At 68.2% G+C, this 24,530-nt stretch carries 16 protein-coding genes; 8 read left to right on the forward strand and 8 right to left on the reverse strand.

What is annotated here, in order from left to right:
* Positions 1-16: 16 nt before the first annotated feature.
* Together F1599_RS04015 and F1599_RS04020 are read right to left on the reverse strand one after the other, a co-directional pair.
* On the reverse strand, positions 17-1,234 hold the full coding sequence (locus tag F1599_RS04015) for an acyl-CoA dehydrogenase family protein (RefSeq protein WP_150082256.1): 1,218 nt from the start codon (positions 1,232-1,234) through the stop codon (positions 17-19).
* Positions 1,235-1,314: 80 nt separating this feature from the next.
* The gene (locus tag F1599_RS04020; RefSeq protein WP_150082257.1) at positions 1,315-2,499 is read right to left on the reverse strand and encodes an acyl-CoA dehydrogenase family protein; all 1,185 of its coding nucleotides are present in this window, start codon (positions 2,497-2,499) and stop codon (positions 1,315-1,317) included.
* 335 nt (positions 2,500-2,834) lie between these two features.
* Between F1599_RS04020 and F1599_RS04025 the strand changes: the two genes are divergently transcribed.
* From F1599_RS04025 to F1599_RS04045, 5 genes are all read left to right on the forward strand, one after another.
* Positions 2,835-3,770, forward strand: a complete 936-nt coding sequence (locus F1599_RS04025) for an alpha/beta fold hydrolase (protein ID WP_149319589.1) — start codon at positions 2,835-2,837, stop codon at positions 3,768-3,770.
* A 2-nt stretch (positions 3,771-3,772) separates the two neighbouring features.
* A complete protein-coding gene (locus F1599_RS04030) occupies positions 3,773-4,498 on the forward strand; it encodes an alpha/beta fold hydrolase (RefSeq protein WP_149319590.1) in 726 nt (241 codons plus the stop codon).
* Positions 4,495-5,829 (forward strand): MFS transporter, encoded by a 1,335-nt coding sequence (locus tag F1599_RS04035; protein ID WP_150082258.1) that lies wholly within the window; start codon positions 4,495-4,497, stop codon positions 5,827-5,829. The genes F1599_RS04030 and F1599_RS04035 overlap by 4 nt, the downstream gene beginning before the upstream one ends.
* A 129-nt stretch (positions 5,830-5,958) precedes the next feature.
* Positions 5,959-7,716 carry a long-chain-fatty-acid--CoA ligase gene (locus F1599_RS04040; protein WP_150082259.1) on the forward strand — a complete coding sequence of 586 codons (1,758 nt, stop codon included), beginning with the start codon at positions 5,959-5,961 and terminating at the stop codon, positions 7,714-7,716.
* Between the two features lie 123 nt (positions 7,717-7,839).
* Positions 7,840-9,921, forward strand: a complete 2,082-nt coding sequence (locus F1599_RS04045; RefSeq protein ID WP_150082260.1) for a 3-hydroxyacyl-CoA dehydrogenase NAD-binding domain-containing protein — start codon at positions 7,840-7,842, stop codon at positions 9,919-9,921.
* Between the two features lie 151 nt (positions 9,922-10,072).
* Here the strand turns inward: F1599_RS04045 and F1599_RS04050 are convergent, their stop codons facing one another.
* Genes F1599_RS04050 through F1599_RS04065 form a run of 4 tightly spaced genes read right to left on the reverse strand, consistent with a single transcriptional unit; the run spans position 10,073 to position 12,982 of the window.
* Entirely contained in the window at positions 10,073-11,065 is a 993-nt protein-coding gene (locus F1599_RS04050; RefSeq protein ID WP_190286296.1) for a TauD/TfdA family dioxygenase, read from the reverse strand.
* Positions 11,062-12,000, reverse strand: a complete 939-nt coding sequence (locus F1599_RS04055) for a 4'-phosphopantetheinyl transferase family protein (protein WP_150082261.1) — start codon at positions 11,998-12,000, stop codon at positions 11,062-11,064. Before F1599_RS04055 ends, F1599_RS04050 begins: the two co-directional genes overlap by 4 nt.
* Positions 11,994-12,761: a thioesterase II family protein gene (locus F1599_RS04060; RefSeq protein ID WP_190286297.1), complete on the reverse strand. Its 768-nt coding sequence runs from the start codon at positions 12,759-12,761 to the stop codon at positions 11,994-11,996. Before F1599_RS04060 ends, F1599_RS04055 begins: the two co-directional genes overlap by 7 nt.
* Positions 12,758-12,982 carry an MbtH family protein gene (locus F1599_RS04065; RefSeq protein WP_149319596.1) on the reverse strand — a complete coding sequence of 75 codons (225 nt, stop codon included), beginning with the start codon at positions 12,980-12,982 and terminating at the stop codon, positions 12,758-12,760. Before F1599_RS04065 ends, F1599_RS04060 begins: the two co-directional genes overlap by 4 nt.
* Before the next feature lie 247 nt (positions 12,983-13,229).
* On the opposite strand from F1599_RS04065, the gene F1599_RS04070 reads away from it, so the two are divergent.
* The gene (locus F1599_RS04070; protein WP_150082263.1) at positions 13,230-14,591 is read left to right on the forward strand and encodes a lysine N(6)-hydroxylase/L-ornithine N(5)-oxygenase family protein; all 1,362 of its coding nucleotides are present in this window, start codon (positions 13,230-13,232) and stop codon (positions 14,589-14,591) included.
* 94 nt (positions 14,592-14,685) lie between these two features.
* Here F1599_RS04070 and F1599_RS04075 read toward each other — a convergent pair whose 3' ends face one another.
* Positions 14,686-15,783, reverse strand: a complete 1,098-nt coding sequence (locus tag F1599_RS04075) for a GNAT family N-acetyltransferase (protein ID WP_150082264.1) — start codon at positions 15,781-15,783, stop codon at positions 14,686-14,688.
* A gap of 193 nt (positions 15,784-15,976) precedes the next feature.
* Here F1599_RS04075 and F1599_RS04080 point away from each other — a divergent pair, with 193 nt between their 5' ends.
* Both F1599_RS04080 and F1599_RS04085 read left to right on the forward strand, forming a co-directional pair.
* Complete coding sequence (locus F1599_RS04080) at positions 15,977-17,185, forward strand: PepSY-associated TM helix domain-containing protein (protein WP_150082265.1); 1,209 nt, start codon at positions 15,977-15,979, stop codon at positions 17,183-17,185.
* Positions 17,182-17,427 carry a hypothetical protein gene (locus F1599_RS04085; protein ID WP_149319600.1) on the forward strand — a complete coding sequence of 82 codons (246 nt, stop codon included), beginning with the start codon at positions 17,182-17,184 and terminating at the stop codon, positions 17,425-17,427. The genes F1599_RS04080 and F1599_RS04085 overlap by 4 nt, the downstream gene beginning before the upstream one ends.
* Here the strand turns inward: F1599_RS04085 and F1599_RS04090 are convergent.
* Positions 17,378-24,472, reverse strand: a complete 7,095-nt coding sequence (locus F1599_RS04090) for a non-ribosomal peptide synthetase (RefSeq protein ID WP_190286298.1) — start codon at positions 24,470-24,472, stop codon at positions 17,378-17,380. The two genes, F1599_RS04085 and F1599_RS04090, sit on opposite strands and share 50 nt — an antisense overlap.
* Positions 24,473-24,530 lie beyond the last annotated feature (58 nt).

Consider the following 24,530-nt stretch of genomic DNA (forward strand, 5'->3'; position numbering starts at 1 on the left):
TTTGTCGCCGCGGCGGCTAGTAGCCGCGCAGCCGGGCCCAGCGATCGGCGTGGAAGTTCGCGTCGCCCAGCCACTCCTGCGCGGTGCGTGCGCGCTTCATGAAGAAGCCGATCTCGAACTCGTCGGTCATGCCGATGCCGCCGTGCATCTGCACGCCTTCCTGCACCGCCAGCGTCGCGGTCTCGCCGGCGCGGGCCTTGGCGGCCGACACCAGTGGCTCGGGGCCGTCCGGCGCCGATTCGTCGAGCCGTTGCTGGCAGCGCAGCACGATCGCGCGAGTGAGTTCCAGTTCGGTGAACAGATGCGCGGCGCGGTGCTGCAGCGCCTGGAATTCGCCGATGATCTTGCCGAACTGGCGGCGCTCCTTCAGATACGCCAGCGTGCGGGCGAAGGCCTCGTCCGCGATGCCGAGCAGCTCGGAGGACAGCACCGCGCGGCCGATGTCGAGCGCGCGCTCAAGCAGGGCGCCGCCGCCGTCGACTGCGCCGAGTACGGCGTCCGCGGGCACGTGCACGCCTTCGAAGACGATGCGCGCGGCCTGCGTGGCGTCGGCCAATACCACGCGTTCGATCCGCACGCCCGGGGTGGCGCGGGGCACCAGCAGCAGCGTGATGCCTTGCGTGTCGTCGGCTCCGGCGGCATTGACGGCGTTGGCGGCATTGGTGGCATTGGTGGCATTGGTGGCATTGGTGGCTTGTCCCGCCCGGGCATCGCCGGTGCGCGCCGCGACGATCAGCGTATCCGCGACGTGGCCGTCGACGACCAGCTGCTTGGTGCCGTCGATGCGATAGCCGCCGGCATGCGGCGTCGCGCGCGTGGCCAGGCGGAACGGGCGATGCTTGCCGGCCTCGTCGAGCGCCAGCGCGGTCAGGTGCCGGCCAGATGCGATGGCGGGCAGCAGCGCGTCGCGTTGTGCATCGCTGCCGTAGTGCGTCAGCAGGGAGGCGCCGATTACCGCGGTGGAGAGGAAGGGGGAGGGCGCCAGCGTGCGGCCGATCGCCTCCATGATGACGCCGGCTTCCACCACGCCGAGCCCGCTGCCGCCGTAGGCCTCGGGCACCAGCACGCCGGCCAGGCCGAGGTCGGCAAAGCGTTGCCACAGCTCGCGCGAGAAGCCGACCGGATCGCCGCTGTCGCGCATCGCGCGCAGCGCGGAGATCGGTGCGTTCTCGCGCAGGAAGGTCAGCGCGCTGTCGCGCAGCATGTCCTGGGTGTCGTTCAGTACGATGGCCATGTCGATGTCCGCGAAGGGTGCCGGGGCGCCGTGCGATCGCGCGGCCCCGGCCCGGTGAAGGGAAGGAAGGGGCAGTGGCGTCAGGCGCCGGGCAGGCCCAGGATGCGCTTGGCGACGATGTTCAGCTGGACCTCGCTGGTGCCGCCCTCGATCGAATTGGCCTTGGTGCGCAGCCAGGCGCGCGCGGTGGCGCCCTGATGGCTGCGCTCGCTTTCCCATTCGAGCGCATCGCTGCCGCCGATCGACATCAAGAGCTCGTAGCGGCGCTTGTTCAGCTCGGCGCCGTAGTACTTGAGCACCGACGAGAAGGCCGCGATGCCTTCACCTTGCTTCGCCAGGTCGCGCACCCGTTCGCCGGCGAAACCGAACGCGGCCTCGTCGATCTCGAAGCGGGCCAGTTGCGCGCGCAGCATCGGCTCGTCGAGCCGGCCGGCCGCATCGGTGCCGATCGCCTTGGCGGCGTGCCGCCCCAGCGGCTGCCGGAAGCCCCGGCTGCCGATCGCGCTGATCATGTCGCGCTCATGGGTCAGCAGATACTTGGCGATCTCCCAGCCGCCGTTGAGTTCGCCGACCAGCTGGTCGCGCGGCACCACGACGTCGTCGAAGAAGGTCTCGCAGAACGGCGACTTGCCGGAGATCAGCACGATCGGGTGGGTCGTCACGCCCGGCGTCTCCATGTCGAACAGCAGGAAGCTGATGCCGGTGTGCTTCTGCGCGGAGAAATCGGTGCGCACCAGGCAGAAGATCCAGTCGGCCTTGTCGGCATACGAGGTCCAGATCTTCTGGCCGTTGACGACGAAGTGGTCGCCACGGTCCTCGGCGCGGGTCTGCAGCGCCGCCAGGTCGGAGCCGGCGTTCGGCTCGGAATAGCCCTGGCACCAGCGGATCTCGCCGCGCGCGATCTTCGGCAGGTGCTCGCGCTTCTGCGCCTCGCTGCCGTACTTGAGCAGCGCCGGCCCGAGCATCGAGATGCCGAAGCTCTGCAGCGGCACTCGGCAGCCGAGCCGCTGCATTTCCTCGCGCAGGATCTTGGCCTGTTCGCGGCTCAGGCCGCCGCCACCGTATTCGCGCGGCCATTCGGGCACGGTCCAGCCGCGCTCGGCCATCCGTTCGAGCCATTGGCGCTGGGCCTCGGAGCGGAAGCGGAACTTGCGTCCGCCCCAGCAGATGTCCTCGTCGTCCTGCACCGGCTGCCGCATCTCGGGCGGGCAATTGTCCTGCAGCCAGGCGTGTGTCTGCTGCCGGAACGTCTCCAGGTCTTCCACGGTGGTCTCCTGTCGCGGTGGCCGGCCTCTGCGGGCCGTGGTCGTTGCTTGAACCCGTTGCTTGAACCCCTTGCTCGAACCGTGCGCCGCCGAATACGGACTGCGCCGATCCGGGGCCGCAGGGCCGTTATACAAGCGGGCGCTCGCCACCGTCAATACGCTATTTACGAAAACGGTATCGGCCATGCAGAGCGCGCATATCGAATATGCCCCATGCGGTGCAGTTTGAAAGGCAATATGGCGGAGCGCGAGCGCTGTGTTAGCATCGCCGGAAACATACCAGAGTTACGAAACAGGTCGACGGCGCGATGCGCCGGAGCGGCCGAGGTGGAGACATGGAGACCAGCGAGGCTTCGATCGACGAAGCGGTGTGGACCTTCCCCGGCGCGCGCGCGCCCGACCGCCGCCGCTGGGTCGACGCCAGCGGCCTGCGGCTGGCCGTCTACGAATGGGGCGAGCCGGATGCCACGCCGCTGCTGCTCGTCCATGGCGCGCTCGATTTCGCCCGCACCTTCGATGGCTTCGCGCCGCTGCTGGCCGATGCGGGCTACCGCGTGGTCTCGTACGACCATCGCGGCCACGGCGATTCCGATCACGCCGATCTCTACAACTGGGTCGCCGATGTGCGCGACATGCTGGCGGTGGCGGATTCGATCACGCGTGAGCCGTGCCTGGCGGTCGGCCACAGCAAGGGCGGCTCGCTGCTGGTGCAGGCGATCCAGGCGCTGCCGCACCGGTTCATCCGTTTTGCTTCGATCGACGGCCTGCCGTTCCGCAGCCCGCATGCCGACAGCGCCGTACGCGAACGCAAGTCCTCGCTGACCGGGCCCGTCATCGCCCGCTGGCTCGATGCGCGCCGCCGCAGCGGCGAGCTCGAGCGCCGGCCCGGCACGCTCGAGGAACTGGCACAGCGCCGCGCCCGGATGAACCCGCGCCTGAGCCATGAATGGCTGTGCTACATCGCCTCGCACGGCGCGCGCCGCGACGAGCAGGGCTGGCGCTGGAAGCTGGACCCCGCGATCGGCGTGGGCGGCTTCGGACCGATGCGGGTGCGCTGGATGACCGACAGGCTGCCGGGTTTTCCGATCCCGATGCTGGCGATCTTCGGCTCCGAGAAGGAACCGATGGGCTGGGACGCGACCGCCGACGACCTGATGCCGTTCTTCCCGGCCACCACCGAGGTCCATCGCATGCAGGACGTCGGCCATTTCATCCATATCGAACGGCCGCAGGAGACGGCGCGCCGCATCCTTCAGTTCTTCGGCGCATGACCATGTCCTCGATTCCATCTCCGCGCCAGTCCCCGCGCCAGTCCCCGCCCCACTACCTGCGCCACCATCGTCTGCGGCTCGCGCTGCATCGGCTCAAGGATGGCGGCGGTCATCCGCTGCTGTTGCTGCATGGGCTGGGCGAACGTTCGCCGGCTACCCTGCCGGCCGAATACGCGAGCTGGCCCGGTCCGATCCATGCGCTCGACTTCACCGGCCATGGTGAATCGGACCTGCCGCGCGGCGGCGGCTACAGCTGTGAATTCCTGATGGCCGATGCCGACATCGCGCTGGCGCATCTGGGCCCCTGCACGGTCGCCGGACGCGGCATCGGCGGCTATGTCGCGCTGCTGCTGGCCGGGGCGCGTCCGGGCGAGGTGCGCGGCGCCATCGTGCGCGACGGACCCGGGCTGTCCGGCGGCGGCGGCGCGGCGCGCAGCCCCTATATTCCGGTGCCGGATCTGAACCAGTTGGCGCCGCCCGATCCGTTTGCGATTGCGGAGCTGGCCAATGACGTCCGCCCGCCCAGCTATGCGTCGAGCTTCGCGATGCTGGCGTCGCAGCATTCCGACCTCGATACGCCCATCTCCGTCTGCTGCTGCGAGCGCCCGCCGTGGCTCGCCGCGGTGATGGAGCTGCTGTCGCTGGAGCCGGTCGCGCTGGACCAGGCGTTGCAGCAATACGCGGCGGCTGCGGGCGCCGGCATCCGCCCGGAGCGGGAGTCGGCATGAGCCCGGCCCTGTCGTCCGCGCGCGAGTCCGCCGACGCGGACGACGATGCCGAGCGCGGCTATCTGGACCATGTGTCGCGGCATTTCCGCCGCAATGCGCTGGCCTTCCTGGCCCACGGCATGCTGGGCATGACCGGCTTCCGGCTGGTCACCGCGCCGACCTTCGTGCCGGCCTATCTCTACCTGCTGTCCGGCTCGAAGCTGACCGTCGGCCTGGTGCTGTCGGCGCAGTACGCCGGCATGGCCGCGTCGTCGCTGTGGGGCGCGACGCTGATCGAGCATCGGCAACAGGTGATGCCGATGCTGTACCGCGTCGGCTGGCTGGTACGGCTGCAGGTGCTGGGGCTGGCGCTGTCGGCGCTGTGGCTGTCTGGCACGGCGGCGCTGACGGCGGCGGCCGTCTTCCTGCTGCTGTTCGGGCTGCTGAACGGCGTGCAGAACGTCGCCTTCCAATACCTGACCTCGAAGATCATTCCGCTGCATCGGCGTGGCGGACTCAGCGCGCTGCGCAACTTCTTCGGCGGCCTGACCGCGGCGGCGGTGGCCTGGCTCGGCGGGCGCTATCTGGTCGGCAACGACGTGCTCGGCAACGGCTATGCGGCGACCTTCCTGGCCGCCTTCGTGCTGACCAGCCTCGGCATCTCCGCCCTGGCCGGCATGCGCGAGCCCGCCTTGCAGGACGTGCGCCTGCCGGTCGGCTTTCGGCGCCGCATCCGCGAGGTGCCGGCCTTGCTGCGGGCGCAGCCCGACTTCGTGCGCTTCTTCGTCGCCCGCGCGCTGGTGGCGCTGGGCATGATGGCGATGCCGTTCTATGCGATCTACGCCGGCCAGCATATCGACCTGTCCGGCGCGACGCTGGGCTATCTGAGCCTGGCCTATCTGCTGGCGCAGACCGCGAGCAATCTGCTGTGGGGCCGGCTGGCCGACCGCTGCGGCTATCGGCTGGTATTTCTCGCCAGCATCGCGCTATGGATCGCCGCCACCGCGCTGCTGCTGTGCTGCGGCTCGCTGGGCTGGTTCGTGCTCGCCTTCTGTGGGCTGGGCGCGGGCTTCGGCGGGTTCTTCATCTCGGCCGACAACCTGGTGATGGAATTCGGCGCACGCAAGGACCGGCCGATGCTGCTGGCCGTCGCGGGCACCGGCACCTACGCGATGATGGCGATCGGCCCGGTGCTGGGCGGCATGCTGGCGCAGGGCGTGCGCTTCTGGCTGGTGTTCGCGCTGGCCATCGCGGTCAAGTGCCTGGCGTTCGCGATGGCGCTGGCGATGAAGGACCCCCGACGACGGCCCGGCCCGTTGCCGCCGAACCAGGGCGATCCCATGACGTCGTGACGTGCTGACGCTCTGACGCTTGGGTACGCCGATGCCCGGACGACGACGCTTTGCCCACGGTCTGCTTGCTTCTCCCGCCTGCGGGAAAGGGCTGGGGCAGAGGGCAAAAGACAAACACCAGGAGACGAGATGGAAGCCAGAACCTATCCCGAGTTCAGCACCCACTATCCGCTGCTGCTGACCACCATCATGCGGCGGCCGGTGCGGATGTATCCCGATCAGATCGGCGTCGTCTACCGCAATCACCTCAGCGGCGAGTACTTCCGCTTTACCTGGGACCAGTGGTATCGGCGCGTCTGCCGGCTGGCCAACGCGCTGTCGTCCGAACTCGACGTCGTGGCGGGTACTCCGCGCGAACCGGGCGACCGCATAGCCACCATGGCGCTGAACACGCACCGCCACCTGGAGCTGTACTTCGGCGTGCCCGGCGTCGGCGCGACGCTGCATCCGGTCAACGTCCGGCTGTCCCCCGAGCACATCGTCTACACCATCCGCCATGCGCAGGACCGCGTGCTGTTCTTCGACGACGCGCTGCTGCCGCTGGTCGAGGGCATCTACGACCATATCAAGGACGTGGTGCAGCGCTTCGTCTATCTGTCGGACAAGCCCGGGCTGCCCGAAACGCGCATCGCCAACCTGATCCACTACGAGGATCTGCTGGCGCGGCAGCCAGAGCAGTTCGACTGGCCGGCCCTGCACGAGGACGTCAACGCGACGCTGTGCTACACCACCGGCACCACCGGACAGCCCAAGGGCGCGACCTTCACGCATCGCCAGCTGTATCTGATGACGGTGCACGTGATGGCGCAGATGGCGATCGCCAACACGCCGTCGATCGACATCGAGGACGGCCTGGGCGTGCGGCTCGGCGAATCGGCGGTGCCGCTGCTGAACACGCCGATGTTCCATATCCACGCCTGGGGCGCGCCCTTCATCGCGGTCTACAGCGCGCAGAAGATCGTGCTGCACGGCACCTTCACCGTGCAGGGGTTCTGCGAGCTGGTCGAGCGCGAGAAGGTGACCTCGGTCGGCATCGTCGCCACCATCGCGGCGATGCTGCTCGAATACCCGGATCTGCACAAATACGACCTGAGCAGCCTGGTGCGCGTCAACGTCGGCGGCGGTGCGCTGCCGCTGGGCCTGAAGAAGAAGCTCGAAGCGCTGATTCCGTCGTTCCGGATGAGCTCCGGGTACGGCATGACGGAGACCGCCCCGACCATCGTCACCTCCTTCATCAAGAAGGACCTGGTCGACCTGGACCGCGAGCAGACCGATGCGCTGCTGGTCAAGGCGGGCCTGCCGATCCTCGGCGTCGACGTCGAGGTGGTGGACGATGACGGCAAGCCGGTGCCGAAGGACGACCAGACCGTCGGCGAGATCGTCGTGCGCGCGCCGTGGACCACCGAACGCTATTTCCGCGATCCCGAGAAGAGCGCCGAGCTGTGGCGCGGCGGCTGGCTGCATACCGGCGACCTTGCCAAGGTCGATGCGCACGGCTACATCACGATCGCGGACCGCATCAAGGACGTGATCCGCAGCGGCGCCGAGATGGTGCCGACCGTGCTGCTGGAAAACCTGATCGCGATGGCCGACTTCGTGCAGGAGGCGACCGTGGTCGGCGTGCCCGATCCGGTCTGGGGCGAACGGCCGATGGCGCTGGTCAGCGTGCGCACCGGCTTCGAGGCCGACGAATACGCGGTCATCGATTTCCTGAAGACCCATGGCGTCGACACCGGCCGCATCACCAAATGGATGCTGCCCAAGCTGGTGGCGATCACGCGCGACATCCCGAAGACCAGCGTCGGCAAGTACAACAAGAAGCGCATCCGCGACGAGCTGGATCGCTTTCTGGCCATCGCGCGGGATGTCAGCGATCGTGCGAGCTGAGGTGGGGGCGGGCTGCGTGGTGTTGATCCTTGCCCGATCCCGATCCCGATTCGGACCCCGAGCCCGATCCTGAGTGCGGATCCAGTTCTGATTTCAATTCCCAATTCCAATGGAGACATCTCGATGACGACCATCAACCCGGTCACCGACCTCACCGTGGACGCCGGCGTCGCCGTGCTGACGATCGACTCGCCGCCGGTCAACGCGCTGTCGGCCAATGTTCGCGCGGGCATCCTGGCGGGCGTCCGGCAAGCCGTCGCCGACGACGCGGTGAAGGCCATCGTGCTGATCTGCGCCGGCAAGACCTTTATCGCGGGCGCCGATATCACCGAGTTCGGCAAGCCCCCGACCGGCCCGTCGTTGCCCGAGGTGCAGGCCGCCATCGAGGACGCGCCCAAGCCGGTGATTGCCGCCATCCACGGTACCGCACTCGGCGGCGGACTCGAAGTCGCGCTGGTCTGCCACTATCGCGTGGCGGCGCGTTCCGCCAAATGCGGCCTGCCCGAGGTCAATCTGGGCCTGCTGCCCGGCGCGGGCGGCACCCAGCGGCTGCCGCGCATCGTCGGCGTCGAGAAGGCGCTGGAAATGGTCACCTCGGGCACCCACGTGCCGGCGCCGGCCGCGGCCGAGATGGGCCTGGTCGATCTGCTGACCGACGACGCCAGCCTGCGCGCCGATGCGATCGCCTTCGCCCGCCAGGTCGTGGCCGAGGCGCGGCCGCTGCGCAAGGTCCGCGATCTCGACGACAAGATCGCCGCCGCGCGCGGGAAGCCGGAGATCTTCGCCGAGTTCCGCCGGGCCAACGCCCGGCGCTTTCGCGGCTTCGATGCGCCGGAATACAACATCCGCTGCATCGAGGCGGCGGTCGAACTGCCGTTCGACGAAGGGCTCAAGCGCGAGCGTGCGATGTTCGTCGAGCTGCTGAACGGCAACCAGTCGGCGGCGCAGCGCTACTACTTCTTCGCCTCGCGCCAGGTCTGGCAGTTGCCCGATATCGGCGCCGATACGCCGCTGCTGCCGGTCAAGCAGGTGGGCATCATCGGGGCCGGCACCATGGGCGGCGGCATTGCGATGAACTTTCTCAATGCCGGCTATCCGGTCACCATCGTCGAGACCTCGCAGCAGGCGCTGGACCGTGGGGTGCGGACCATCCGCGCCAACTACGAGAACACGGCGAAGAAGGGCCGCATCACGGCCGCCGACATCGAGCGCCGCATGGCGCTGCTGACGCCGACGCTGCAGATGGAGCGGCTGGCCGACGCCGATCTGGTGATCGAGGCCGTGTTCGAGAACATGGACGTCAAGAAGGACGTGTTCGGCCGGCTCGACCGCATCGCCAAGCCGGGCGCGATCCTGGCGACCAATACTTCGGCGCTGGACGTCGACGAGATCGCCGCCGCCACGTCGCGGCCTGAGGCGGTGATCGGCCTGCATTTCTTCTCGCCGGCCAATGTGATGAAGCTGCTGGAGGTCGTGCGCGGCGCGAAGACCGCCAAGCCGGTGATCCGCACGTCGATGGAACTGGCCCGCAAGATCGGCAAGATCGCCGCGCTGGTGGGCGTCTGCCCGGGCTTCGTCGGCAACCGGATGCTGGCGCAGCGCCAGCGCGAGGCACAGAAGCTGGTGCTGGAAGGCGCGCTGCCGTGGGATGTCGACCGCGTGCTGTACGACTTCGGCTTCCCGATGGGACCGTTCGCGATGAGTGACCTCGCCGGCCTCGACCTTGGCTGGGTCCGGGAGAAGTCGAGCAGCTCGACGCTGCGCGAAATCCTCTGCGAAATGGATCGGCGCGGGCAGAAGACCGGGGCGGGGTACTACGACTACGACGAGAAGCGCAACGCCAGGCCGTCGCCGGTGGTCGAGCAGGTGATCCGCGATTTCGCGGCGAAGCAGGGCCGCACCAGCCGCGTCGTCTCCGAGCAGGAGATCCTGGAGCGCTGCATCTATCCGATGATCAACGAGGGCGCCAAGATCCTGGAAGAAGGCAAGGCGATCCGCGCGTCGGATATCGATGTGATCTGGGTCAACGGCTATGGCTGGCCGGTCTACCGCGGCGGCCCGATGTTCTATGCGGACACGATCGGCCTCGACAAGGTGCTGGAGACGCTGCGGCGCTACGAGGAAAGCTTCGGTGCCGACTTCAAGCCGGCCGGGCTGCTCGAAGACCTGGTGGCGCAGGGTCGCAAGTTTGGCGACCTGAAGTAGGCCCATCAGTCCAGGCATTGTGGCCGCCATACGGGGCCGCCATACGGGGCCGCAATGCCGTCGTCCCCGCGAAACGGGGAAGCGGCGGCCCGTATGATCCTGCATTCCGCATCGGCGGAAGGACCAACTCCGCCGTGCGATCTCGGTCGGCCTAGGCCGGCACGCCGTGCGGCTCGGCCATCGCCACCACGACCTTGCGCGGTCCGCTGAACGGCTCGCGCGCATGCGCGGTCAGCATATTGTCCAGCATCAGCACATCGCCCTGACGCCACGGGAACACGATCTTGTGCGCGTCGAGCACCGCGCGGACGGCGTCCAGTTCGGCGTCCGGAATCGGCGCGCCGTCGCCGTAATAGACATTGCGCGGCAGGTCCTCTTCGCCGACCGTATCGAGCAGCACCTCGCGCATCTCGGGCGCCAGCGCCGACAGATGGAACAGGTGCGCCTGGTTGAACCACACCGGATCGCCGGTATGCGGATGATGGGCGATGCCCTGCACCCGCTGGCGCGTGCGCAGTTCGCCGTCGTCCTTCCATTCGCAGACGATGCCATGCCGCGCGCAGTAGGCCTCGACCTGGGCGCGGTCCTCGGTGTTGAACACCTGCTGCCACGGCACATCCATGCCATTGCCGAAGTTGCGCACATAGCAAAGCCCGCGCGTGGCAAAGCGCTCCCGTGTGCCGGCATCGACCGCACGGTAGATCGCGCGGCTGTCGGCGATCGGCGTTTCGCCGCCCTGTGGCGCCGCGCGCTCGCAATAGAACCAGATCTTCATCGGCCATTCGCGCGTATAGGCCTGCTCGTTGTGCAGCGGGATCGACTGGTGCGCGGGGTATTCGGTCGAGGTATAGACGCCGCCGGTCACCTTGCTGCGCGGCGTGGAGCCGAACTCATAGCTGAGCAGCGGATGGCCGAAGGCGGCGGCGAAGGCGCGAAAGTCCTCGGCGCCGTCGACGGCGAACGAGCGGAACAGCACGCCGCCGGTGGTGCGCAGGTGTTCCTCGATCTGGGCGCGCAGCCGTGGCAGCGCTTCGATCAGCGGCTCGCCCGCACTGGCGGCCTCGATGGTGAAAGGCAGCTCCGCCGCGCGCGGCAACGACGCGGCGGTCAGCGACTCGACGGTAGGCGTGGACAGATCGGTCATGCGGTCCTCATCGGGAGAGCTTGGGCGGAAATGCCTTCGGCGGGAAGGGCTTCGGCGGAAATGCCTTCGGCGGAAAGGGCTTGGGCGGGAAGCGCTTCGGCGCGAAGGGCGGAAACGGTGTTTCTCCCCTCTCCCGCTTGCGGGAGGGCGGGGCAGAGGGAAGTATCAGGAGCCCCGGTGAGCAGCGCCAAGGCGGCGCGATATGGCGCATCGTCGGCGTTCGCTTGGCACGGCAGCGAAGCAACCTCGCAGGCCTGCGCCGGATGCCACGCCCCCGCGGCGGTCGGTAGCGCCGCCCCCGGACCGTGCGGCCGCCAGCGGCCGTCGCCCGACCCCTGCAGCGCGACCTGCTGCCAACGGGGATCGGCGATGCCGGTGCCGGCCGCCTTGGTCAGGGCTTCGCGCGCGGTCCACAGCGCATAGAAGCGATCCAGCCGCAAGGCGGGATGGCAGCCGCACAGCATGGCCTGCTCGTCCGCCGAGAACGCCGATGCGGCCAACGTCAGCGGCTCCACCGGGCGGCATTGCTCGATGTCGACGCCGACCGCTGCGATCGCGGGATCCGTCGCGATGGCGATCAGTCCGATGCCGCCGCTGTGCGAGACATTGAAGCGCGGCGCGCCGTCGATCCCCGGCGGCAAGATCGGTTTGCCCAGCGGATCGGCCTCCAGCGGGACCGCCTGCGGCGCAAGTTCGACAATCGCGCCAAGCAGACGGCGCAACGCGGCGCGTACCGCGGCAAAGCGGGCCCGATCGGCACCGCGACGATAGCCGAGCAGCCGCGCCGCTTCCTGCGGCGACAGGACTGCCAGGTCACCGGGTGCGGGCTCGGCCCTGACGTCGATATCGATCCGCCAGACGCGCACGTCGTAGGACTCGAGCGGCGCGGGCAGCGGCACGGGCGTCGGCTCCATCGATCGCAGCGGCGCTAGCATGCGCTGACCTCCACGGCTGCGCTCCCCGCCGCGGCCGCAGTCGAAACGCCAAGCTGCGTGCCGATCCGCGCGAGCATCGATGCGGCGTGGTCGCGCAGGAAGAAGTGCCCGCCGTCGTACCAGTCCAGCGTGAAGGCGCCCTCCGTTTCGTGGCCCCAGCCGGCGATCGTACCGCCGACGGTGCGGTCGCTGCGCCCGCCGAAGGCATGCAGCGGACAGCGCAGCAACGCCCGCTCGCGATGCCGATAACTCGCGCAGACACGGAAGTCGGCACGCAGCACCGGCAACGTCAGCGCCATCATTTCCTCGTGTTCCAGCAATTCCGGCGGCGTGCCGTCGAGCGCGCGCAGACGGTCCATCAGCGCGGCGTCGTCCAGCGGTCCGGCGAAGCGGTCAGGGTCGCGCAGGCGCGGGGCCGGACAACCGGAGACCACCAATGCGCAAGCGGGCTCGCCCTCGCCCTGCCAGCGGTGCGCCAGCTCGTAGGCGATCAGCGCCCCCATGCTGTGGCCGAACAGCGCATGGCGGCTGCGCGGCGATTCGGCCAGCAGCCGCTGCTGGCGCAACTCGAGCGCCAGCTGGTCGCACAGCGTATCGAACGATTCGCACAGCGGCTGCCCAATCCGGGTGCCGCGGCCGGGCAGTTCGACCGGCCGGATCGTCAGCCCGGCCGGCGCCGCGCGGCGCCATCCGGCATAGGCCGCGGCGCCCGCGCCCGCATTGGGCAGGCACCACAGCGTGACCGGGCCGGTGGCGGTCATCGCGCCGCGGGCTCGCCCTGCGCTTGCATCGCGGCACGCAGGCTCGCGGGCCGCATATCGGTCCAGTGTGTCTCGATGTACTCCAGGCATTGCTGCCGCTGGCCGCTGAAGCCGACGGCGCGCCAGCCCGCCGGGATCGGACGGTAATCGGGCCAGATCGAATACTGCTCTTCCGGATTGATGACGACCTGGAAGAGCAGGGTGTCGCTGTCGAAGCTCATGGTGTGTCCCTCGTCTGACTGGATGCGTGGCAGTGGCGGCGCCCAAGCGAACGCCCGTGACAACTAGACGGACCGCGACGGCGCGAATTTAGTCGAGAGGGACCCGGCGGGCTCGCGTCGGCGATCGCCGGATTGAATCCAAAATCTAAATATCGCCCGCCCCGGATCGTCACATCGGATATCCCCGCACGAGACGCGGGGTCGGCCGCTGCGTCGGTCGCCGAACTCCCACCGCAAGGGGCATCAGATGACAAGCAGTGCTTTGGAATACGACCTACTCGGCATCGGCTTCGGGCCATCGAATCTGGCGCTGGCCATTGCGATGGAAGAGCGCGCCGGTGCCGCGGCGGCGGCCCGCACCGCGCGGCCGCCGCGCTATGCCTTCATCGAGCGCAAGCCCGATTTCGTCTGGCATGGCGGCATGCTGCTGGACGACACCGACATGCAGATTTCCTTCCTGAAGGATCTGGCGACGCTGCGCAATCCGCGCAGCCCTTATACCTTCATCAACTATCTGCACAGCCGCGGTCGGCTCGAAGCGTTCATCAACCTGAAGACGTTCTTCCCGAGCCGGATCGAGTTCAACGACTATCTGGCGTGGGTCGCGTCGCACTTCGGCGAGCGCTGCCACTATGGGGAGGAGGTGATCGACGTGCTGCCGGAGCCGGCGGACGGCGTGGTGCAGCGCCTGCGCGTCCGCTCGAGGGATGCGGACGGGCGCATTCATGAGCGCCTGACGCGCAATCTGGTGCTGGGCGTCGGCGGCGAGCCGCAGGTGCCCGCGGCCTTCCGTGGCTGGCGCGATGCGCGCGTGGTGCATTCCTCCGGCTATCTGGACCGGATCGCCCAGTATCGCGACGACAATGCGCCGCGGCGGATCGCGGTGGTCGGTGGCGGCCAGAGCGCGGCCGAGGTCTTCATGGACCTGGTCAAGCGCTTCCCGGCCTCGGAGGTCGCGATGGTGTTGCGCGGCGGCGCGCTCAAGCCGTCGGACGACAGCCCGTTCGTCAACGAGATCTTCAGCCCCGGCTTCACCGACTTCATCTATCGGCAACCCGGCGAGCGCCGGCAGCAGATGCTGCAGGAATATCGCAATACCAACTACTCGGTGGTCGACCTCGACCTGATCGAGCGCATCTATCAGCTGCTCTATCAGCAGAAGGTGGTCGACAATCCGCAGCACCAGCTGATGCCGGGCAAGGACATCGAGGCGGCCGCGCCGCAGCCGGACGGCATTGCCTGCGTGCTGCGCGACCGTGCCAATGGCGCCGTGCAGCGCCAGCAGTTCGATCTGGTGGTGCTGGCCACCGGCTATCGGCGCCAGGCCCACCAGCGCATGCTTGCGCCGCTGGCCTCGCTGATCGGCGAGGGCTTTCGCGTCGACCGCCACTATCGGCTGCAAACGTCGACGCGTTGCCTGCCGCAGATTTTTCTGCAGGGTTGCTGCGAGGACAGCCACGGCCTCAGCGATACCTTGCTGTCGGTGCTGGCCGTGCGCTCGCACGAAATCGCCGAGGCGGTGCTGGAGAACGAGATGCAGGCGGATCGTGATGCCGTGCGCGTCGCGCGGGACGCCGCCGACGTGCGGCCGCTGGTTGGCACGGCATAGCCGGCCGTGTGGTGTCTGCCGGTTTGCGCCGGCCCTTTCCTGCCGATCTCGGCAAGGCGGCCGGCGCGTTCCGGCCGTCAGTCGTTCAGGACGCTCAGGACGCTTGGGCCGGTGACGGTGCGGTTCCCAGTCCGTCCCGGTCCGCGGGCAGGTACAGATGCTCGCCGAAGAAGCGCTCGCGCAGCAGCATCACAAGCATCGCCTGCTTGTGCGGGAAGTCGAACAGCTTGACCTTCGAGAAGCCGGCCCGATCCAGGTTGGCGATCTGGCGATGGTGGTCGGAGCGGGGCTCGCCGACGATGCGCTGCGTGCGCGGATCGTCCAGGAACTGGAAATGCTGGATGGCCGGGAACCATGCGGTCAGGAAGGCCTTGCCCCGAAACGCCGGCTCGCCGATCAGCACATGCCAGCCGCGATCGAAGTCGTTGGCGTCATAGAACGGCGCGATGCGGTTTTCCTTGGCCCAATAGACCTCGAAGTAGCCGAACGGCGTGCCATCGATCGACGCGATCAGCGGCAGCATGTGCGGATCGTCGATCAGCCCTTGCAGATAGCACCGATGCTTTTCCTCGTCGCCTTCCTCCTGCCAGAAGTGCGCGACATCCGGATCGTTCATCCAGCGATGCAGGCTGGCAAGGTCGTGCTCGACCGTGGCGGCGTGCAGCGTAAAGGTCCGGCGCAGCCAGGGGATATAGCGGGCGTAGACCGTGCCCGCGGGCTTCGGCGGCCGCACCGGATGGCGCTTCTCACCGGTCATCGCATAGCGCAGCGGATAGGGCGCCTCGGCGCGGCTGCCCAGCCATAGCGGCGCGTATTGCCACAGCATCGCGGCCTCGCAGCGGTCGCCGTCGGCGTGCGGACGCACGACACCGCGCCGATGCAGCAACGCCCGCGTCGGCTGGTGTTCGATGTCGACATCCACTTCGGTGACCGCCCACTGCGTCGTGATCGCCTCGAGCGCCGCGATCGCGGCATCGGCGGACGCGTCGGTATCGGCAAAGGACTCCGCGAGGCGCAGTACCGGGCGCGGTCCCGGGGCAACGGCGAAGCTCGCGAGCGGTTCGTTGCGGCGGGCGTCACGTACCTCGAGCCGCCCGGCTTCCCACGACGATTCCAGGGCGTCGCCGCGCGCCTCGAAGGAGCGAAACCCCTGGAAGGCGGCGGCCGCGCTGCCCGACTGTTCGATCGGCATGATGTTCTCCATGGTGATGGCCGGCAAAGGCGTTCGACCGGTGCTGGAGAGACGGTGGGCGAGGCGGGAAATTTAGCGCGTGGGGCACGCTGTGCCGGCGCCTGCGCCCGTAGGCTATCCGGGGGCCGCCAGACCCATATAGAATGCGAATCATTCGCAAATAGAGATCGACCGCCGCCGGGCGCCAGCCACCATGCATATCCGAACGTTCCGCATCTGGTACCTGATCCACAAATGGACCAGCCTGATCTGCACCGTCTTCCTGCTGTTGCTGTGCCTGACCGGCCTGCCACTGATCTTCGGGCATGAGATCGACCACTGGCTCGGCAATGGCGTCGAGGCGCCGGAGCTGCCGGCCGACGCGGGCCGGGTGCCGGTCGATCGCATCGTCGCCGACGCGCTGGAGCGGCGCCCGGGCACGGCGGTCCGTTTCGTCACCGCCGACGACGAGGAGCCGGTGTGGTTCGTCTCGCTGTCCTCGCGGGAAGCGCCTCGCCAGGGCGGGGCGCTGCTGACCTACGACGCCCGGACCGGCGACCTGCTGCGCGATACGCCGCTGCGGTCCGGCTTCATGCTGATCATGGTGAAGCTGCATACGGACCTGTTCGCCGGGCTGGCAGGCACGCTGTTCCTGGGCTTCATGGGCCTGTTGTTCGTGATCTCGATCGTCTCGGGCATCGTCGTCTATGGCCCGTTGATGAAGAAGCTGCCCTTCGGCACGGTGCGCCGCGAACGGTCGACCCGGCTCAAATGGCTGGACCTGCATAACGTGCTGGGCATGGCCACGCTGTCGTGGGCCTTCGTGGTTGGGCTGACCGGCGTGCTGCTGACGCTGGCCAAGCCGACGTACAGCTTCTGGCAGGCCACCGAGCTGAAGGCGATGGTCGCGCCGTTCGCGGCCAGGGACGGCGCGTCGCCCGCCGCGGCCGCGCCGCCGGAAAAGCTGGCCTCGCTCGACGCCGCGATCGCGCTGGCCAAGGCCGAGGAGCCGGACATGACCACCGCCTTCGTCGCCTTCCCCGGCACGCCGCTGGCCGGCAACCATCACTACGCCGTGTTCATGCGCGGCGACGCCCATATCACCTCGCGGCTGATCAAGCCGGTGCTGATCGACGCGCAGACCGGCGCCTTCGCGGCCAAGCGCGAGATGCCCTGGTACGTCGCCGCGCTGCGGATCTCCGGGCCGCTGCATTTCGGCGACTACGGCGCGATGCCGCTGAAGATCCTGTGGGCCATCCTCGATGTCATCACGATCGTGCTGCTCGGCAGCGGCATCTATCTGTGGGTTGGCCGCACGCGTACCACCAATGCGCGGCTGCGCAAGATGGAAGACGAACAGCGCACGGCCGAGCGCGCCGCTCCCGCGGTCGCCGCGGTGAGCCAAACCGGAGCGAGCCGATGAAAACGCCCGGGACGTTTCTGTGGATCTATGGCATGCCGATCGTCCTGGCCATCGCCGGCTGCGTCGGCCTGGCGGCCGCGCTGTTCGCGGACGGGGTATGGGATTGGGTCTCGTGGCTGGCCCTGGGCGCGATGACAGCGGCAGGGCTCTGGTATGCGCTGATCCCGGCCGCCTCGTCCACCGAGCGTGGCGTCAACCGTTCGCCGGCACGGCCTCCAGCCGATCGCGCAGCCCCTCGATAAAGGCCGGCGCCCGCACGATCCCCAGATGGGTCGCCGCGACGCGCTGCGAATAGGCCGGCTGCCGTTCCAGCAAGGCAACCAGCCGTTCCATATCGTCCTCGGCGCGGTCGGCTGCCCACCAGCAGGTCGGCGCCACCTGCAGCGCCTGCAGCGACATGTCGTGACTGAGCTCGCGCAGCCGTTCGGCCGTGGCGAACATCCGTGACAGTTCGTCCGGGCCCGCTTGCTCCGCGCCGCCGGCCAGCGCGAAGGCGCGCCGGATCAGATGCTCGACGAGCTCGGGACCTTGCATCTCCGCCTGTGCCCTCGTCAGCTCGTCCGCAAAGCCGCTGTTTGCCAATTGCGGGAACAGCTGCAACAGATACGCGTGGAGTTCGTCGATCGAGCCACGCTGCCTGACCGGCGCCGTTCCCTGGCGCGGCACCAGGCTGTCCACCAGGCCGAGGAAGGCCACGGTCTCGCCGGCGTCCTCCAGGATCGCAGCCATCCGCGCCGCCAGTGCGCCACCGAGCGACCATCCCAGCAGCCGATAGGGACCCGTGGGCTGCACGGCCCGGATCGCCTTCACATGCAGATGGGCGAGATGTTCGAGCGAGTCGAACGTGTCCACCGGCGGGCACGCAAGCCCATGGACCTTGCAGGCCCCCTCAAGTGCTCGCGCAAGCGGCGTGTAGTCGAACACATTGCCGAAGGATGCGTGCACGCAGAACAGCGGCGGCGTCTCGGCGGCGGACCGATTCAGGGGTACAGGCCGATGCTGCGCCGAGCCCGCGCCGCCGAGCACCTGGCAGAGCGAGGCGATGGTCTGATGTTCCATCAGATGGCGCAGCTCGATGGCCAGACCGGCGCCGGTCGTGGCACGCAGGCGCGTCAGCACCTGCAGGCACAGCAGCGAATGTCCGCCGAGTTCGAAGAAGTTGTCGTGGATGCCGACCTGGTCGACGCCAAGGACTTCTTGCCAGACCTGCGCCAGCAGGGTCTCGATCTCGTTGCGCGGGGCGATGTAGCCTTGCGTCTCCCATACTGGCGCGGGCAAGGCGCGACGATCGAGCTTGCCGTTGGGCGTGACCGGCAGGCGGTCCAGCGCGATGATTTGCGCCGGGACCATGTGGTCGGGCAGTTGGGCCTTGAGCTGGGTTTTCAGTGTGACGGTATCCGTGCCGTCCAGCACGCAGTAGGCGACCAGCCGGTCCTCATGGACGATCACGGCGGCGTCCTTGACGCCAGCTTGCGATCGCAGCAGATGCGCGATTTCGCCGAGTTCTACGCGATAACCGCGGATCTTGACCTGTTCGTCCTGGCGGCCAAGGTATTCGATTCGGCCTGCCGCATCCTGCCTGACGCGGTCGCCGGTGCGGTACATCCTTGCCCCGGCGGTGAAGGGATCGGGGACGAAGCGCTCGGCGGTCAGTCCCGGGCGACCAAGGTAGCCGCGGGCCAGTTGGGGCCCGGCGATATAGAGTTCGCCGACGATGCCGGCGGGAACCGGGTTCAGGTCGGCGTCAAGCACATAGACGCGGGAGCCCGGCAACGGCGTCCCGGTCGGCAACTGCCGTTCGGGCACGGTCACCGCTTCATGCGTCAGCACGCCGACCGTGGTTTCGGTCGGGCCGTAGTGATTGAACAGCCGACAGTGCGGCTTCAGGCCGCGGATCGTCCGAGCCAGTTCGGCCGAGGTAGCCTCGCCGCCAAGAATCAGCGCCTGCTCGGGCAGCACGTCCGCGGGTTGCCGCGCTTGGAGCAATCCGCGCAGATGGCTGGGTACGATCTTGAGCACGCCGACGCGGTGCCGGGCCATGTACTCGGCGAAACGATCGGGATCGAAGCCCCGCTCGCGCGAAATCAGATGCAAGGTGCGGCCGCTGCAGAGGGCGCCGAACAGCACGGTATGGCCGAGGTCGGCGGCGGTGGTGGATACCATCGCCATCGAGGCATCGGCAGGCAACTGCAGCCGGTGCAGCACGCCGCAGACGTAATGCGCGAGCGCGTCGTGGCTGACCACCACACCCTTCGGGGTGCCGGTGGAGCCAGAGGTATAAATCAGGTACGCGGCTTGGCCCGGAAGCAGCGAGACGGACGGCGCATCGTCGACCGGCGTCACGGACGTCGGATCGATGCAATCGAACCCCGGCCCGAACCCCGGTCCGAACTCCGGCACGGAGCCCGGCCCCGAGCCTACGACAACACTGGCCCCAGCGTCGTCCAATAGCTGGCGCAAGCGCTCGGCCGGCTGCGCCGGGTCGAGCGGCACGCAAACCGCCCCGGCCTTCAGAATCCCAAGCAGCCCGGTCACGAACCCTGGCGAGCGTCCGACACAAAGCCCAACCCGCATCTCGCGTCCAATGCCGCGTTCGGCCAGCGCCGCCGCGATGCCATTGGCAATTCGATCGGTCTCGCCCCGAGTCAGCGTCTGATCCTCATATCGCAGCGCGACAGCCGGAGCATCCTCCACGACGCTACGCCGCCATGCCGTCAGCACATCGACCGGCCTGGAGGCCCCCGCCTCACCGATCAGCCGTCCTTCGCCCCTTTCTTCGTCCCCGCCATTCAACACGAACTCGCCAACACGAAGCCCCAGCCCCGCCGCCATCTGCTCGAGGACGCCAAGGTAGTGCGCCAGCATCCGTTCAACCGTACGATGGTCGAAAAGATCGCACGCATATCCCATGGCCCCGAACACCGCGCCGGTCTGGTCCTCCTGCGTATCGAGGGACAGGTCCACCTTGGTCGAGCGGACCGATCGCTCCACCGGTTCCAGCTGCAATCCCGGAAGCCGTTGCGCGATGCTGCGGTCGCGCCGTTGGTGGTTCAGCATGACCTGGAACAGCGGGTTGCGTGACGGGTCGCGTTCCGGTTGAAGGGCCTCGACCAGTTGCTCGAACGGGAGCTCCTGATGCGCTTGCGCTTGCAGCACCGATTCCCGAGCGCGGGCGAGTACCGCGTCAAACGCCATGCCGCCGTCGATTTCGGTGCGCAAGACCTGCGTGTTGACGAAGAAGCCGACCACGCCTTCGGTCTCGACCCGATTGCGATTGGCCACGGGGACGCCGACGCGCAGGTCGCGCTGACCGGTGTAGCGGTAGAGCAGGACCTGGAAGGCGGCCAGCAGCACGGTAAAGAGCGTGGTGTCGGCACGGCGCGCCAATGCCCTGAGCTGGGCTGACAGGCCAGTGTCGAGCGAGAACGAAACCGCGCCGCCGCGGTGACTCGGGACAGCCGGGCGCGGCCGGTCGGTCGGCAGTTCCAGCACGACGGTGCCATCGTCTGCCAGATGCGACTTCCAATAGCGCAGTTGCCGCTCCAGTTCGCCGGCCTCGAGCCACTGCTTCTGCCACGCCGCATAGTCGGCGTACTGGATCGGCAGCGGCGCCAACTGCGCCGGCTGGCCGCTGACGAAGCCCGCATAGAGCCGCGCGAACTCGTCGATCACCACGTTCATCGACCAGCCGTCGGAGACGATATGGTGCATGGTGACCAACAGGATGTGGTCGTCGTCGGCCAATCGCAGCAGGCGCACGCGCAGCAGCGGTCCTTGTTCGAGGTCGAACGGCGCTTGGGCCTCGGCGTCGACCAGCGACTGGACCGTGGCGTCGCGCTGCGTCGGATCGGTGTCGCGCAGATCGCTGATGGCGATCGGCAGGGGGGCGGGCGGATGGATGCGCTGCACCGCCTGCTCGCCCCCCTGATGGAAGGTGGTGCGCAGGCTTTCGTGCCGCTCCACCAGCGCATCGAAGGTCCGCTGCAGCGCCGATCGATCGAGGTTGCCGCGCAGGCGTACCGCTCTTGGGATGTTGTACGCGGCGCTATTGCGGTTCCATTGCCACAGGAACCATAGCCGTTGCTGGGACCAGGACAACGGGATCGCGGCGCTGCGATGGGCCCGGGCCGGAGTGCGATCCGCCGTCGCTGACGAAGACGAAGACGAGGCGCCGTTCTGATTCGTCGCGATCGCCTGCGCAAGGTCGCCCAGTACCGGGTTGGCAAACACCTGCTTGGGCAACAGCTTGTGACCGGCCTTCTTCAGGCGGGCGATCAGCTTCAGCGACAGGATTGAATCGCCACCAAGCTCGAAGAAATTGTCGGTGGCGCCGACGCGCTCGACGCCAAGGACTTCTTGCCAGACCTGCGCGAGCAGGGTTTCGATCTCGTTGCGCGGGGCGACGTAGCCTTGCGTCTCCCATACCGGAGCGGGCAGGGCGCGGCGGTCCAGCTTGCCGTTTGACGTGACCGGCAGGCGGTCGAGCGCGATGAGCTGTGCCGGGACCATGTGGTCGGGTAGTTGGGCCTTGAGCTGGGCTTTCAGTGTGACGGTATCCGTGCCGTTCAGCACGCAGTAGGCGACCAGCCGGTCCTCGTGGACGATCACGGCCGCGTCCTTGACACCGGCTTGCGATCGCAGCAGATGCGCGATTTCGCCGAGTTCTACGCGATAACCGCGGATCTTGACCTGTTCGTCCTGGCGGCCTAGGTATTCGATCCGGCCATCGGCGTCCTGCCTGACGCGGTCGCCGGTGCGGTACATCCGTGCCCCGGCGGTGAAGGGATCGGGGACGAAGCGCTCGGCGGTCAGCCCTGGGCGACCGAGGTAGCCGCGCGCCAGCTGCGGTCCGGCGATATAGAGTTCGCCGACGATGCCGGCGGGAACCGGGTTCAGGTCGGCGTCAAGCACATAGACGCGGGAGCCAGGCAACGGCGTGCCGGTCGGCAACTGCCGTTCGGGCAGGGCCACCGCTTCATGCGTCAGCACGCCGACCGTGGTTTCGGTCGGGCCGTAGTGATTGAACAGCCGACAGTGCGGCTTCAGGTCGCGGATCGTCCGAGCCAATTCGGCCGAGGTCGCTTCGCCGCCAAGAATCAGCGCCTGCTCGGGCAGGACGTCCGCGGGTTGCCGCGCTTGGAGCAATCCGCGCAGATGGCTCGGGACGATCTTGAGCACACCGACGCGGTGCCGGGCAATGTACTCGGCGAAACGATCGGGATCGAAGCCCCGCTCGCGCGAAATCAGATGCAAGGTGCGGCCGCTGCAGAGGGCGCCGAACAGCACGGTATGGCCGAGGTCGGCGGCGGTGGTGGATACCATCGCCATCGAGGCATCGGCAGGCAACTGCAGCCGGTGCAGCACGCCGCAGACGTAATGCGCGAGCGCATCGTGGCTGACCACCACACCCTTCGGGGTGCCGGTGGAGCCGGAGGTGTAGATCAGGTAAGCGGCCTGGCCGGGAAGTAGAGAGACCGAAGGCGCATCGCTGACCGGCGTCACCGAGGCCGGATCGATGCAATCGAACCCCGGCCCGAACTCCGGCACGGAGCCCGGCCCCGAGCCCACGACAACACTGGCTCCAGCGTCGTCCAATAGCTGGCGCAAGCGCTCGGCTGGCTGCGCCGGATCGAGCGGCACGCAAACTGCCCCGGCCTTCAGGATGCCAAGCAAGCCTGTAACGAACCCCAGCGAGCGCTCGACACAAAGTCCGACCCGCGTCTCCCGCCCAATGCCGCGTTCGGCCAGCGCCGCCGCGATGCCGTTGGCGATCCGATCGGTCTCCTCGCGCGTCAGCGTCTGATCCTCATATCGCAACGCCATCGCGGAAGGATCGGCCTCGACGCCGCGCCGCCAGGCAGCCAGGACATCCGGCAGCGCTCCGTCGACGGTTTCGGCAACCAGCACGCCCCCGTCCCCGGCGATGCCGATCTGCCCGAGCCGTTGGTCGGGGTCGGCCAGCATACGTGCCAGCGCCTGTTCCATCCGGCCCAGCAACGCCGTGACGTCCCGGTCGGCGAAGCGGTCGCGCTGGTACGCGAGCGTCAGATGCAGGCGCTCGTCCATCGCCGCGATCAGGCTCAGCGGATAGTTATTGCGGCCGCTGATGACAAATTCAGCGCCTGCCTCCTTGACGGCGGCGCCCAGCAGGCGGATGTCGATCTCGCCCTGCCGCTGTTTCAGCGCGGCGTCGACGGGGTAGTTCTCGAACACCACGATGCTGTCGAACAACGCGCCGCCTTCGCCCGGGCGTGCCAGCCGCTGGATGTCCGGCAGCGGCATATGTTCGTGCTGCTGGTTCTCCACGGCCTGTTGCTGGATGGCGCGCCACCATTGCCGGACCGGCAGGTCGCTCGGCAGTCGCACACGCAGCGGAACCGTGTTGATGAACAGGCCGACCATCGATTCGATGCCGAGGAAATTGCCGGAGCGGCCCGACACCGTGGTGCCGAACACCACGTCGCCGCCGCCGCCATGCCGTGCCAGTGTCCAGGCCCACAGCCCTTGCACCAGCGTATTGACGGTGACGCCTGCCTGCCGCGCCAGCGTGCGCGCGGCTTCGCTGAGGGTGGGCGACAGCGACAGCTTCTGCTCCGCATAGCCGGATCGCCCGACCTCCGGCGCACTGGCCGGCAACGGCGTTGGCACTTCCACATCCGCCAGTGCCTGCTGCCAGTAGCTGGCCGACGCCGCCTTGTCGCGCTGGCCCAGCCACTGCAGATAGGCGCTGAAGGGACGCGGCGCCGTGGCGGGCAGCGGCTGGCCGCGGCGCAGCGCCAGATACGACTGCAGGACATCGCTCAGCACCATGCCAACGCTCCAGCCGTCCATCGCGACATGATGGAAGGACCAGGCCAGCCACCAGCGCCGCGCCTCCACCTGGACCAGGCAGAGCCGAAGATCGGCGGCGCGGCGGAAGGGGAATCCGTCCTGCCGCTGCGCGCTGAGCCTGGCTTCGAGTTGCCGGCGCTGTTCGTCCGGCGGCATGCCGCGCCAATCGACCTGTTCCAGTTGAACGGGCCGCCGCTTGTACGCGATCTGCAGCGGCACGTCGCTCTCGCCCCAGATAAAGTCGCTGCGCAGGGCCTGATGCCGGTCGGCGGTCCATTGCCAGGCGCGGACGAAGTCGTCGATCGCCAGCTCGCCGCGAATGTCGAAGACGCGCTGATAGTGATAGGGGTCGCCGTCGCCGCGTTCCAGTGCGTGGAACAGGACGCCCTGCTGCAAGGCGGTCAGTGCCGCAATGCTCTCGATGTCCTGTTTGCGTCGTTCGGTGGCAGTCGTCATGGTGATCGGATTCAAAGGCAGCAAGCGGTATGGAGCTCGTTTCAGAGCTCGCATTTGG

The sequence above is a fragment of the Cupriavidus cauae genome (assembly GCF_008632125.1).
GTDB classification, from domain to species: Bacteria; Pseudomonadota; Gammaproteobacteria; order Burkholderiales; family Burkholderiaceae; genus Cupriavidus; species Cupriavidus cauae.

Bases quoted from the DNA above. Each gene is read 5' to 3' on its own strand.
- F1599_RS04015 (WP_150082256.1), bottom strand. From the start codon at position 1,234: ATGGCCATCGTACTGAACGACACCCAGGACATGCTGCGCGACAGCGCG.
- F1599_RS04045 (WP_150082260.1), top strand. From the start codon at position 7,840: ATGACGACCATCAACCCGGTCACCGACCTCACCGTGGACGCCGGCGTC.
- F1599_RS04065 (WP_149319596.1), bottom strand. From the start codon at position 12,982: ATGAGCTTCGACAGCGACACCCTGCTCTTCCAGGTCGTCATCAATCCG.
- F1599_RS04060 (WP_190286297.1), bottom strand. From the start codon at position 12,761: ATGACCGCCACCGGCCCGGTCACGCTGTGGTGCCTGCCCAATGCGGGC.
- F1599_RS04070 (WP_150082263.1), top strand. From the start codon at position 13,230: ATGACAAGCAGTGCTTTGGAATACGACCTACTCGGCATCGGCTTCGGG.
- F1599_RS04050 (WP_190286296.1), bottom strand. From the start codon at position 11,065: ATGACCGATCTGTCCACGCCTACCGTCGAGTCGCTGACCGCCGCGTCG.
- F1599_RS04055 (WP_150082261.1), bottom strand. From the start codon at position 12,000: ATGCTAGCGCCGCTGCGATCGATGGAGCCGACGCCCGTGCCGCTGCCC.
- F1599_RS04035 (WP_150082258.1), top strand. From the start codon at position 4,495: ATGAGCCCGGCCCTGTCGTCCGCGCGCGAGTCCGCCGACGCGGACGAC.
- F1599_RS04085 (WP_149319600.1), top strand. From the start codon at position 17,182: ATGAAAACGCCCGGGACGTTTCTGTGGATCTATGGCATGCCGATCGTC.
- F1599_RS04075 (WP_150082264.1), bottom strand. From the start codon at position 15,783: ATGCCGATCGAACAGTCGGGCAGCGCGGCCGCCGCCTTCCAGGGGTTT.
- F1599_RS04090 (WP_190286298.1), bottom strand. From the start codon at position 24,472: ATGACGACTGCCACCGAACGACGCAAACAGGACATCGAGAGCATTGCG.
- F1599_RS04040 (WP_150082259.1), top strand. From the start codon at position 5,959: ATGGAAGCCAGAACCTATCCCGAGTTCAGCACCCACTATCCGCTGCTG.
- F1599_RS04025 (WP_149319589.1), top strand. From the start codon at position 2,835: ATGGAGACCAGCGAGGCTTCGATCGACGAAGCGGTGTGGACCTTCCCC.
- F1599_RS04030 (WP_149319590.1), top strand. From the start codon at position 3,773: ATGTCCTCGATTCCATCTCCGCGCCAGTCCCCGCGCCAGTCCCCGCCC.
- F1599_RS04080 (WP_150082265.1), top strand. From the start codon at position 15,977: ATGCATATCCGAACGTTCCGCATCTGGTACCTGATCCACAAATGGACC.